This is a genomic window from Streptomyces sp. CA-243310, assembly GCF_050936775.1.
Classification (GTDB): Bacteria; Actinomycetota; Actinomycetes; order Streptomycetales; family Streptomycetaceae; genus Streptomyces.
This window is the reverse complement of sequence record NZ_JBNJMF010000001.1, coordinates 247,664-258,963: the sequence shown is the minus strand read 5'-3', so window position 1 is coordinate 258,963 and position 11,300 is coordinate 247,664. Positions and strand designations below refer to the sequence as shown.

Annotated in this window: 10 protein-coding genes; 5 read left to right on the top strand and 5 right to left on the bottom strand. The window is 73.9% G+C overall.

All coding sequences use genetic code 11. The annotated features are described in order from the left end of the window. Positions 1–116 precede the first annotated feature (116 nt). Both ACQEVM_RS01225 and ACQEVM_RS01220 read left to right on the top strand, forming a co-directional pair. A complete protein-coding gene (locus ACQEVM_RS01225; protein ID WP_433073668.1) occupies positions 117–1,685 on the top strand; it encodes a 3-hydroxyacyl-CoA dehydrogenase in 1,569 nt (522 codons plus the stop codon). Beyond that, complete coding sequence (locus tag ACQEVM_RS01220; RefSeq protein WP_433073665.1) at positions 1,682–2,269, top strand: TetR/AcrR family transcriptional regulator; 588 nt, start codon at positions 1,682–1,684, stop codon at positions 2,267–2,269. The genes ACQEVM_RS01225 and ACQEVM_RS01220 overlap by 4 nt, the downstream gene beginning before the upstream one ends. Before the next feature lie 194 nt (positions 2,270–2,463). On the opposite strand, the gene ACQEVM_RS01215 is transcribed toward ACQEVM_RS01220, so the two are convergent. Then, on the bottom strand, positions 2,464–3,063 hold the full coding sequence (locus ACQEVM_RS01215) for an Lrp/AsnC family transcriptional regulator (protein WP_433073662.1): 600 nt from the start codon (positions 3,061–3,063) through the stop codon (positions 2,464–2,466). Positions 3,064–3,241: 178 nt separating this feature from the next. On the opposite strand from ACQEVM_RS01215, the gene pdhA reads away from it, so the two are divergent. From pdhA to ACQEVM_RS01200, 3 genes are read left to right on the top strand one after another with little or no spacing between them, the layout of a single operon-like run. Beyond that, complete coding sequence (pdhA, locus tag ACQEVM_RS01210; protein ID WP_267801868.1) at positions 3,242–4,372, top strand: pyruvate dehydrogenase (acetyl-transferring) E1 component subunit alpha; 1,131 nt, start codon at positions 3,242–3,244, stop codon at positions 4,370–4,372. Beyond that, a complete protein-coding gene (locus ACQEVM_RS01205) occupies positions 4,372–5,385 on the top strand; it encodes an alpha-ketoacid dehydrogenase subunit beta (RefSeq protein ID WP_433073658.1) in 1,014 nt (337 codons plus the stop codon). Before pdhA ends, ACQEVM_RS01205 begins: the two co-directional genes overlap by 1 nt. After that, positions 5,385–6,749, top strand: coding sequence for a dihydrolipoamide acetyltransferase family protein (locus ACQEVM_RS01200; RefSeq protein ID WP_433073655.1), 1,365 nt, complete (start codon positions 5,385–5,387; stop codon positions 6,747–6,749). Before ACQEVM_RS01205 ends, ACQEVM_RS01200 begins: the two co-directional genes overlap by 1 nt. Before the next feature lie 63 nt (positions 6,750–6,812). Here ACQEVM_RS01200 and ACQEVM_RS01195 read toward each other — a convergent pair whose 3' ends face one another. From ACQEVM_RS01195 to ACQEVM_RS01180, 4 genes are read right to left on the bottom strand one after another with little or no spacing between them, the layout of a single operon-like run. Further along, positions 6,813–7,793: an NAD(P)H-quinone oxidoreductase gene (locus tag ACQEVM_RS01195; RefSeq protein WP_433073652.1), complete on the bottom strand. Its 981-nt coding sequence runs from the start codon at positions 7,791–7,793 to the stop codon at positions 6,813–6,815. Positions 7,794–7,838: 45 nt separating this feature from the next. Beyond that, on the bottom strand, positions 7,839–8,939 hold the full coding sequence (locus ACQEVM_RS01190; RefSeq protein ID WP_433073649.1) for a potassium channel family protein: 1,101 nt from the start codon (positions 8,937–8,939) through the stop codon (positions 7,839–7,841). Continuing rightward, positions 8,927–10,267, bottom strand: a complete 1,341-nt coding sequence (locus ACQEVM_RS01185) for a molybdopterin molybdotransferase MoeA (protein ID WP_433073646.1) — start codon at positions 10,265–10,267, stop codon at positions 8,927–8,929. Before ACQEVM_RS01185 ends, ACQEVM_RS01190 begins: the two co-directional genes overlap by 13 nt. Continuing rightward, positions 10,264–11,127 carry an NTP transferase domain-containing protein gene (locus ACQEVM_RS01180; protein ID WP_433073643.1) on the bottom strand — a complete coding sequence of 288 codons (864 nt, stop codon included), beginning with the start codon at positions 11,125–11,127 and terminating at the stop codon, positions 10,264–10,266. Before ACQEVM_RS01180 ends, ACQEVM_RS01185 begins: the two co-directional genes overlap by 4 nt. Between the last annotated feature and the right edge of the window lie 173 nt (positions 11,128–11,300).

Genomic DNA, 11,300 nt, shown 5'->3' with positions numbered 1-11,300 from the left:
GGGATCAGGCAGGGGCGGGTGAAGAAGAGCAGACTGGAGTTAGAGTAACCGAACGATCGGTCGGGACAAGAGGGCCCGGCGGACCTGTGGACAAGTCGGTGCGGGAGGATCGGGTCATGACAGCAATCGAGCGGTCCCGCACTGTGGCGGTCATCGGCGCCGGCACCATGGGGCAGGGCATCGCCCAGGTCGCCCTCCTCGCAGGTCACCCGGTGCTGATCCACGACGTCAACGAATCCCTCGCGCGGGACGGCCTCGGCCTCGTGCAGGACCGCGTCGAGCGCATGGTCGCCAAGGGGCGCCTGGACCGCGCCGAGGCCGACGACGCGATCGGCCGGATCGGCTGCGCCCGCGACCTCGCCGCACTCGCGGACGCCGGACTCGTCATCGAGGCCGTCGTCGAGGACGTCACCGTCAAGCGCGCGCTCTTCGCCGCGCTCGAAGAGGTGGTTTCGCCGGACGCGCTGCTGGCCACCAACACCTCCTCCCTCTCCGTGACGGAGATCGCCGCGGGACTCGCGCACCCCGGCCGCTTCCTCGGCCTGCACTTCTTCAACCCCGCCCCGCTGCTCCCGCTCGTCGAGGTGGTCAGCGGCTTCGCGACCGACCCGGCCGCCGCCGAGCGCGCGTACGACACCGTCCTGCGCTGGCGCAAGACGCCGGTCCGCTGCGCCGACACCCCCGGCTTCATCGTGAACCGGATCGCCCGCCCCTTCTACGCCGAGGCCTTCGCGGTGTACGAGGAGCGGGGCGCCGACCCGGCCACCATCGACGCCGTGCTCCGCGAGAGCGGCGGCTTCAAGATGGGCCCGTTCGCGCTGACCGACCTCATCGGCCAGGACGTCAACGAGGCCGTCACCCGCTCCGTCTGGGAGTCGTTCTTCCGCAGCCCCAAGTTCACCCCCTCCCTCGCGCAGCGCCGGCTGGTCCAGTCGGGTCGACTCGGCCGCAAGTCGGGCCACGGCTGGTTCCCGTACGGCGAGGCCGCCCCCGAGCCCGTCCCGCACACCGCGGGCCCCGAGGAGGCACCCGCCAAGGTCACCGTCGTCGGGGACCTCGGCCCGGCGTCCGCGCTGACGGACCTCCTGGAGGAGGCCGGGATCGCGGTCGAGTCCACCGAGCACGGGGGCCCGTACATCCAGCTCCCCGGCGAGGGGCAACTGGTCCTCGCGGACGGCAAGACCTCCATCGAGTTCGCGGACGTCGTCTACTTCGACCTCGCGCTCGACTACCGCGACGCCACCCGGATCGCCCTGTCCGCCGGCGAGGACACCACCGAACAGACCCTGGCCGAGGCGATCGGCCTGTTCCAGAAGCTCGGCAAGAAGGTCTCCGTCATCGGCGACGTCCCCGGCATGATCGTCGCCCGGACCGTCGCCATGCTGATCGACCTCACCGCCGACGCCGTCGCGCGCGGGGTCGCCGCCGCCGAGGACATCGACACCGCGATGCGACTCGGCGTCAACTACCCGATGGGCCCCGCCGAATGGCACGACCGGCTCGGCCGGGACTGGGCGTACGACCTCCTGCACCACCTCGACGAACGCTGTCCGGGCGGCCGCTACGCCCCCTCGCTCGCGCTGTACCGGCTCGGCTACGCGGCGGGCGACGAGGACGCGGTCGACGAGGGTACCGACGGGACGGGCGCCGCGGGCACGGACGGGACGGAGGGGGACACGGAGTGACGACGCCCCGGAGGGACACCTACACACCGGAGACGCTGCTCTCCGTCGCGGTCCAGGTCTTCAACGAGCGCGGCTACGACGGCACCTCGATGGAGCACCTCTCCAAGGCCGCGGGGATCTCCAAGTCCTCGATCTACCACCACGTCGCCGGCAAGGAGGAACTCCTGCGCCGGGCCGTCAGCCGGGCGCTGGACGGTCTCTTCGCGGTCCTGGAGGAGCCGGGCTCGGTACGCGGCCCGGCGGTCGAGCGCGTCGAGTACGTCACCCGGCGGACGGTCGAGGTGCTGCTCGCCGAACTCCCCTACGTGACGCTGCTGCTGCGGGTGCGCGGCAACACCCGGACCGAACGCTGGGCACTGGAGCGCCGCCGCGAGTTCGACCACGCGGTGGCCGACCTCCTGAAGGCCGCGGCGGCCGACGGCGACCTGCGCGCGGACGTGGACATCAGGCTCGCGACCCGCCTGCTCTTCGGCATGGTCAACTCCCTGGTCGAGTGGTACCGCCCCCACCCGGGCGCCGACCACGCCCAGCTCGCCGACGCGGTCGTCCACATGGCCCTGGACGGTCTCCGCGCCCAGAAGTGACCCCGGCCGGCACGGCCGCGGCGTCCGGATGTCACCCGGACGGGCCGGCGGGCGCGCGGGAGTCCCGGTGCCGCCCGAGGAACCGGGCCGTCGGGGCCGTCGCCCCGAGGTCCCGGCGCATCACGGCCCTCATGGCCTTGAGCGGCTCCCGGACGGCGTACCGCGCCTCGGCCGCGCCGGCCGCCGTCTCGCCCTCACGCCGGGTCCGGGTCGTCCGGGAGGGTGGGGGCGGGCGGGGGCGTGCCCGTGTCGAGGAGGTCCGTCTCCTCGAACACCAGCAGCGTGCGGGTGGACAGGACCTCCGGGATGGACTGGAGGCGGGTGAGCACCAGCTCCCGCAGGGTGCGGTTGTCAGGGGTGTGGACCAGCAGCAGGACATCGAAATCACCGCTGACCAGGGCGATGTGCGCCGCGCCCGGGAGTTCGCGGAGCTGCTCGCGCACCGTCCGCCAGGAGTTCTGCACGATCTTCAGGGTGATGTAGGCGGAGGCCCCCTGGCCCGCCCGCTCGTGGTCGACCCGTGCCGTGAAGCCGCGGATGACCCCGTCGTCGATCAGCCGGTTGATCCGGGCGTACGCGTTGGCCCGTGACACGTGGACCTGCTCGGCCACCGACCGTATCGACGCCCTGCCGTCCGCCTGGAGGAGCCGCATGATCGACCGGTCGATCGAATCGAGCGGCCGGGGCGGCGCGGCGGCCGTCGCGGGGGGACCGGACGGGACCGGTGGGGCGCCCGCGACACCACCGGCCACCGCCGGCGCGGAACCGGCTCCGGCCATTTGTTCATCCGGCATTGCCCACTGCCTCCCTGCGTTGGACGTCCTGCACCCATCCCACGGCCCCGCCGCCACTTTGTCCACAGCCTGGAGCCGGCTGTAGCCAAATTGCGCGAACAACCGAACAATCGGTAGGTGAGGCGCCTCACACCCGGGGTGCTCCCTGCCCGCTTCCCACGAGGAGGTGTACGCCGCCATGACGGTCCAAGAGCTGCCCGGTGCCGGTGCGTCCCACCGTTTCACGCCGCCCGCCTGGAGTCCCCGTACGGATGCCGCCCCGCTGCTCCCGGACCCCGAGCCGTACCGGGTGCTGGGCACCCCGGCCGCCGACGGGCTCGACCCCGAGCTGATGCGCCGGTGCTACGCCGAGCTCGTGCGAGGCCGCCGCTACAACGCCCAGGCCACCGCGCTCACCAAGCAGGGCCGGCTCGCCGTGTACCCCTCGACCGTCGGCCAGGAGGCCTGCGAGATCGCCGCCGCGATGGTCCTGGAGGAGCGCGACTGGCTCTTCCCGAGCTACCGCGACACCCTCGCCGCCGTGGCGCGCGGGCTGGACCCCGTACAGGCCCTGACGCTCCTGCGCGGCGACTGGCACACCGGGTACGACCCGCGCGAGCACCGGATCGCCCCGCTCTCCACCCCGCTCGCCACCCAGCTCCCGCACGCGGTCGGCCTGGCACACGCCGCCCGGCTGCGCGGGGACGACGTGGTCGCGCTCGCCATGGTCGGCGACGGCGGCACCAGCGAGGGCGACTTCCACGAGGCGATGAACTTCGCCGCCGTCTGGCAGGCGCCGGTCGTCTTCCTCGTGCAGAACAACGGCTTCGCGATATCCGTCCCGCTCGCCAAGCAGACCGCCGCCCCGACCCTGGCCCACAAGGCCGTCGGGTACGGGATGCCGGGCCGGCTGGTCGACGGCAACGACATCGCCGCGATGCACGAGGTGCTGTCCGAGGCGGTGCGGCGGGCCCGCTCGGGCGGCGGCCCCACCATGATCGAGGCCGTCACGTACCGCATGGAGGCACACACCAACGCCGACGACGCCACCCGCTACCGCTCGGACGCCGAGGTGGAGGCCTGGAAGGCGCACGACCCGGTGGCCCTGCTGGAGCGCGAACTGACCGCGCGCGGCCTGCTGGACGCGGAGGGCATACAGGTGGCCAAGGACGCGGCCGACGCGATGGCGGCGGCGCTGCGCGACGGGATGAACGCCGACCCGGTGCTCGACCCGATGGACCTCTTCGCGCACGTCTACGAGGAGCAGACCGACCGGCTGCGCGAACAGGCCGAGATGCTGCGCGCCGAACTCGAAGCGGGGAACGAGTGATGACGACCACCACCGCGGCCAAGCCCGTCGCCAAGCCGGCGACCATGGCCCAGGCCCTGGGCCGGGCGATGCGCGACGCGATGGCCGAGGACCCGACCGTCCACGTGATGGGCGAGGACGTCGGCACGCTCGGCGGGGTCTTCCGGATCACCGACGGGCTCGCGAAGGAGTTCGGCGACGACCGGTGCACGGACACCCCGCTGGCGGAGGCCGGCATCCTCGGCGCCGCCGTGGGCATGGCCATGTACGGGCTGCGGCCGGTCGTGGAGATGCAGTTCGACGCGTTCGCGTACCCGGCCTTCGAGCAACTGATCTCGCACGTCGCGAAGATGCGCAACCGCACGCGCGGCGCCATGCCGCTGCCGATCACCATCCGGGTGCCGTACGGCGGCGGGATCGGCGGTGTCGAGCACCACTGCGACTCCTCCGAGGCGTACTACGTCGCCACCCCCGGCCTGACCGTGGTCACCCCGGCGACCGTGGAGGACGCGTACGGGCTGCTGCGCGCGTCCATCGCGAGCGACGACCCGGTGATCTTCCTGGAGCCGAAGCGGTTGTACTGGTCGAAGGCCGACTGGTCGGCCGAGGCCCCGGCGGCCGTGCCCGGCATCGGCAAGGCGCTGGTCCGCAGGGCGGGCACGAGCGCGACGCTGATCACCTACGGCCCCTCCCTGCCGGTGTGCCTGGAGGCCGCCGAGGCGGCCCGCGAGGAGGGCTGGGACCTGGAGGTCGTGGACCTGCGCTCGCTGGTCCCGTTCGACGAGGAGACGGTCGTCGCCTCGGTGCGACGCACCGGGCGTGCGGTGGTGGTCCACGAGGCCGGCGGCTTCGGCGGACCGGGCGCGGAGATCGTCGCCCGCGTGACGGAGCGCTGCTTCCACCACCTGGAGGCGCCGGTGCTGCGGGTGACCGGGTTCGACATCCCGTACCCGCCGCCGATGCTGGAGAAGCACCACCTGCCCGGCGTGGACCGGATCCTGGACACCGTGGCCCGCCTGCAGTGGGAGAACTGATGCCGCAGGTACTGGAGTTCAAGCTGCCGGACCTCGGCGAGGGACTGACCGAGGCGGAGATCGTCCGCTGGCTGGTGGCGGTCGGCGACGTCGTCGAGATCGACCAGCCGGTGGTCGAGGTGGAGACGGCCAAGGCGATGGTCGAGGTCCCCTGCCCCTACGGCGGTGTGGTCACCGCCCGGTTCGGGGAGGAGGGGACCGAGCTGCCGGTGGGAGCCCCGCTGATCACCGTGGCGGTGGGAGCGGGCACGGAGCCGACGGAGAGCGCCGCGCCGGCCTCCTCCGGTTCCGGGAACGTGCTCGTCGGCTACGGCACGGACCACTCGCGTCCGGCGCGTCGCCGGCGGGTCCGCCCGGCGGCGTCCGGGTCGCATCCGGTCGCCGCGGTCGCCCCCGTGGCGGCCGGCTCCACCCTCGCTCCCGCCCGTGCCCCGGCAGCCGCCCGGGTCGCCGCGGTCGCTTCCGCCCCGGTCGCCGTGGCGGTCGGGCCGGTTCCGGTGATCTCGCCCCTGGTGCGCAAGCTGGCCCGGGACAACGGGCTCGATCTGCGGGCGCTCAGCGGGTCCGGGCCCGAGGGCCTGATCCTGCGCGCGGACGTCGAGGCGGCCCTGCGGGCGCCGCAGTCGACGGCCGAGCCGGCCGCCCCCGAGCCGGTCCCCGTCGCCGCCGTCGCAGGCGAGGTGCGGATCCCGCTCAAGGGCGTACGGGGGGCCGTCGCCGAGAAGCTCTCGCGCAGCCGGCGGGAGATCCCCGAGGCCACCTGCTGGGTCGACGCGGACGCCACCGAACTGATGGCCGCGCGGACCGCGATGAACGCCGCGGGCGGCCCCAAGATCTCGGTACTGGCGCTGCTGGCCCGGATCTGCACGGCCGCCCTGGCCAAGTACCCGGAACTCAACTCCACCGTGGACCTGGCGGCGAAGGAGATCGTCCGGCTGTCGTCGGTGCACCTCGGCTTCGCCGCGCAGACGGAACGCGGCCTGGTCGTCCCGGTGGTCCGGGACGCGCAGACCCGCAACCCCGAGACGCTGTCGGCGGAGTTCGGGCGACTGACGGAGCTGGCGCGGGCCGGGAAGCTGACCCCGTCCGACCTCACGGGCGGGACGTTCACCCTCAACAACTACGGGGTGTTCGGGGTGGACGGCTCCACGCCGATCATCAACCACCCGGAGGCGGCGATGCTGGGGGTGGGCCGGATCATCCCGAAGCCGTGGGTGTACCGGGGGGAGCTGGCCGTCCGTCAGGTCGTACAGCTGTCGCTGACGTTCGACCACCGGGTCTGCGACGGGGGCACGGCCGGCGGCTTCCTGCGGTACGTGGCCGACTGCGTCGAGTCGCCCGCCGTCCTGCTGCGCTCGCTGTAGCACCCCGCCGTCCCGGGGCCGCCGTACGCGGCCCCGGGACGGACACGGGATCGGCCGAGGGGCTCAGGCCGTGGTGAGCAGCAGCTTGCCGACGTGCGCGCTGGATTCCAGGACGCGGTGCGCCTCGGCGGCGTCCCGCATCGGGTAGGCCGCGTGGACCACGGGGCGCACCCGCCCCGCCGTCACCAGAGGCCACACGTGTTCTCGTACCGCCGCGACGATCGCCGCCTTCTCCTCCAGCGGCCGGGCCCGCAGTGAGGTCGCGGTGATCGCCGCCCGCTTCGCCAGCAGCGCGCCCAGGTTCACCTCGGCCTTCACCCCGCCCTGGAGCCCGATGATCGCCAGCCGGCCGTTGACGGCCAGGGCGTCCAGGTTCCGCGCCAGGTACTTCGCGCCCATGATGTCCAGGATCACGTCCGCCCCGGCCCCGTCCGTCGCGGACCGCAGCTCCTCGACGAAGTCCTGCTCGCGGTAGTCGATCAGGATGTCCGCGCCCAACTCCGCGCAGCGCGCCAGCTTTTCCTTGCCGCCCGCCGTCACCGCCACCCGCGCGCCGATCGCCTTGCCCAACTGGATCGCCATGGTGCCGATCCCGCTGGAGCCGCCGTGCACGAGGAGGGTCTCGCCGGGGCGCAGCCCCGCCACCATGAACACGTTCGACCACACCGTCGTGACCACCTCCGGCAGCGCCGCCGCCGTCACCGGGTCCAGGCCGTCGGGCACCGGCAGCAACTGTCCCGCCGGGACGGCCACCCGCTCCGCGTAGCCGCCGCCGGCCAGCAGGGCGCACACCTCGTCGCCGACCGACCAACCGGACACTCCCGGCCCGATGGCGGTGATCCGACCGGAGCACTCCAGCCCCGGGTACCGGGACGCGCCGGGCGGGGGATCGTAGAACCCCTGCCGCTGGAGGACGTCCGCGCGGTTCACGGCGCTCGCCGCGACCTCGACGAGCACCTCGCCCTCGCCCGCCACCGGATCGGGTACGTCGGTCCAGACCAGGGCCTCGGGGCCGCCGGGCTGCTCGATGGTGATCGCATGCATGGCCCGGAGGCTACGCGACCCGCTCCCCGCCGGCCGGCAACCCGGCTACTCCGCGGGCCCCAGGGTGGCCGGCGGCGTGTGCGGCGGCACCGCGCGGACGATGGTGATGACGCGGTCCGTGGACTGGAGCGGGCTGGCGTGCGGGTCGTCGTACGCCAGCAGCCGGTGGCCGCGCAGCACGCTCACCACGAGGTCCTCGGTCTCCCGGACCGACTTGCCGACCTCCGGCTTCCGGACGGGCCGCTCGATCAGGTCCAGGCCGCTGCCCTGCTGGATCAGGTCCTCCATGACGGTGCCGGCGCTGGGACTGAGCACCGACAGGCCCAGCAACCGGCCCGCCGCGCTCGCGCTCGTGATCACCGCGTCCGCGCCCGACTGGCGCAGCAGCGGGGCGTTCTCCTCTTCCCGCACCGCCGCGACGATCTTCGCGCCGCGGTTGAGTTGACGCGCGGTCAGCGTCACCAGGACGGCCGTGTCGTCCCGCTGCGTGGCGATGACGATCTGGCGGGCCTTCTGCACCTCGGCGCGGAGCAGCACGTCGGAGCGGGTGGCGTCGCCCACGACGCCCGTGAGCCCCTCCGCGTTGGCGATGTCGACCACCTTGGCGCTCGGGTCGACGACGACGACCTGCTCCTTGTGGAGGCCGGTGGCCAGCAGCGTCTGCAGGGCCGAGCGCCCCTTCGTGCCGAAGCCGATCACGACCGTGTGGTCACGCAAGTTCTTCCTCCAGCGGTTCAGCCGCCATTCTTCCCTGGTCCGCTCGGTGAGGACTTCCAGGGTGGTGCCGACGAGGATGATCAGGAACAGCACCCGCAGCGGCGTGATCAGCAGGACGTTGAGCAGCCGCGCGCTGGCGCTGTACGGGACGATGTCGCCGTATCCGGTCGTCGACAGGGTGACGGTCGCGTAGTAGACGCAGTCGAGCAGGTCGATGCTGTCGTCGGCGTTGTCGTGGTAACCGCCCCGGTCGAGCCACACGATCAGGACGGTCAGGCACATCACGAACAGGGCCATCAACAGGCGTCGGGTGACCTGTCGCAGGGGCTTCTCGACTTCCCGTTTGGGCAGTTTGATGCGCCGGGAGACGAGCTTCTCGTCCGCGCCCCGGGCCATGGCGTCCTGGCCGTGCAGTTTCACGTGAAACATCCCCCCGCTGCCCACGGCAGATCGAGTACTTCGAGTTCCTGCCCGGACCGCGCGCCGCCGATCGGTACGACGGCCAGCGCGTCGGCGGCAGCCACCCCCCGGAGCATCGCGGGGCCGTGGTAGCGCAGCGGCACCGCGTGCTCGTCGGTCAGCAGCACCGGGACGAGACGGGTGTCGTACGGGTGCCCGGGTACGTCCCCCTCGACCGCGACCGTGTACCGGGGGCGTTGCCGGCGCCCCGCGAGGGCCCGCAGCAGTGGTTCGGCCAGGGTCAGCAGCCCGGACACGGCGGCGAGCGGGTTCCCGGGAAGCCCCACCAGGTGGCGGCCGGCGGTCCGGTCCCCGAGCCGGGCCAGCAGCATCGGATGCCCGGGACGCACGGCGACCCCGTCGACGAGGAGTTCGGCCCCCGCGCGCCGCAGCACGGGACGCACGTGGTCGACGGGGCCGGAGGCGGTGCCGCCGGTGGTGACGACGAGGTCGGCGTCGGAGGTGGTGACGGCCTCGAACAGGGCCTCGGCCCCGGCGGGGTCGTCGCCGAGCCGCCGTGTTCCGACGACCTCGGCGCCGAGTCGGGTGAGCCACGGGCCGAGCATGGGGCTCAGGGCGTCGCGGATCAGGCCGTCGTGCGGGAGGCCCTCGGTCAGCAACTCGTCGCCGAGCACCAGGATCTCCACGCGCGGCCGGGGCCGGGTCTCCAGTTCGTCGTACCCCGCGGCCGCCGCCAGACCGAGCACCGCCGGGGTGACCAGGGAGCCGGCGGGCAGCAGCAGGTCGCCGGAGCGGCACTCCTGGCCGCGCGGGCGGATGTCCTGGCCGGTGGCGACGGGCCGTTCGGCGAACAGGTGGGAGCCGGCTTCGCGGGAGTGCTCGGAGCGGATCACGGCGGTGGTGTCGGCGGGGATCCGGGCCCCGGTGGCGATCCGTACGGCCTCGCCGTCCGCGAGGGGTTCGGGCCGGTCCGCGCCGGCCAGTACCCCGCCGTCCCGGACGGTCCACGGGCCGGGGCCGGCGACCGCCCAGCCGTCCATGGCCGAGGTGTCGAAGGACGGCAGGTCGGTGAGGGCGTCGAGGGGCCCGGTCAGCACCTCGCCGAGGGCGTCGGGGAGCGGGACCCGGTGCGAGCGGGCCCGCACGCCGGAACCGGCCCGGACGGCCGCCTCCCGGGCCCGGAGCCAGGGCGCGGCGCGGTGCCCGCCACCGTCCGGGGCGCGCGAGACGAGGGCCAGGGCCTCGTCGAGGGCCTGGTCGGCGGAGGAGCCGGGAGACCCCTCGGGGCCCGGGGCGGCGGCTTCGGCCGGAACGCGCTCGGCGTCGGTACGGGTCATCCGGAGCCGGCCTCGGTGTTCTTCTCGGGGGTTTCCGCCGCCCAGCGCAGCGCCAGGTCGGCCGCCTTGCGGGAGGCCTCGGCGACGGCCCGGGCCGGGTCCGCTCCGGCGGCCTCGGCCCGGGCGGCGGCGTAGCCGATGAGGAAGGTGGTCAGCGGGGCGGCGGGCCGGGCGACGCCGTGGGCGGCGTCACGGGCGAGGTCGAGCAGGGCCTCGGTGTCGACGTCCACGTCGATGCCCAGCTCGTTCTTGACGGCGGTGATCCATTGATCCAGCACGGTCCCATGCTCTCTGATCCGGGCCCGGGCGGCCGCGAGATCGTCCCAGGTGTCGCAGTCGAAGGAGGCGAGTGGCGCAGTGGCGGTGACGGTCGCCACGTCGAGTCGGGCGGTGAGTTCGCGCAGGGGGAGGCCCGCCAAGTCACCGTGCGCGGCGGCCAACCGGGCGAGCCCCGCACGGAGCGGCTCCGTACGGTAGGAGGCGACGAGGGGTTGGTCCCGACCGTCCGGATCCCGCAGCATCGCCCCGTCGGGGCCGGGCGCGTCCAGCAGGGACCGTACGGTGGCGCGGTCCAGGAACGGCAGGTCGGCGGAGAGCACGAGCACCCGCGCCGCGGTCGTCTCCCGCAGCCCGGCGTCCAGCGCGGCCACCGGTCCGCCGCCCGGCGGGTCCTCGCGGGTCCAGCGCACGGGGCGGGAGGTGGCGCGGGTCCCGCCGACGACGACGGTGGCGTCCGCGTCGACGCAGGCGTCGAGCACCCGGTCGAGCAGGGCCCGGCCGCCGACGTGCAGGGCGGGCTTGTCGGCTCCGCCGAGTCGCCGCGCGGCGCCGCCTGCGAGGACGATCGCGTCGTAGCTCATGCCTCTGAGTATGAGGGGGCCGTGTTGCGCGAGGGTTCCCCCGGTTACCGGCCGCTTGCCGCGCCGCTGTGAGGAACCGCCCGGGCGGTCGCCGCGCGACGCCCGCCCCGGACATGCGTCACCCCGGAGGAGCCGGGGCTCCGCCGGGGTGTGGGGGTCCGGAGACGGGCGGG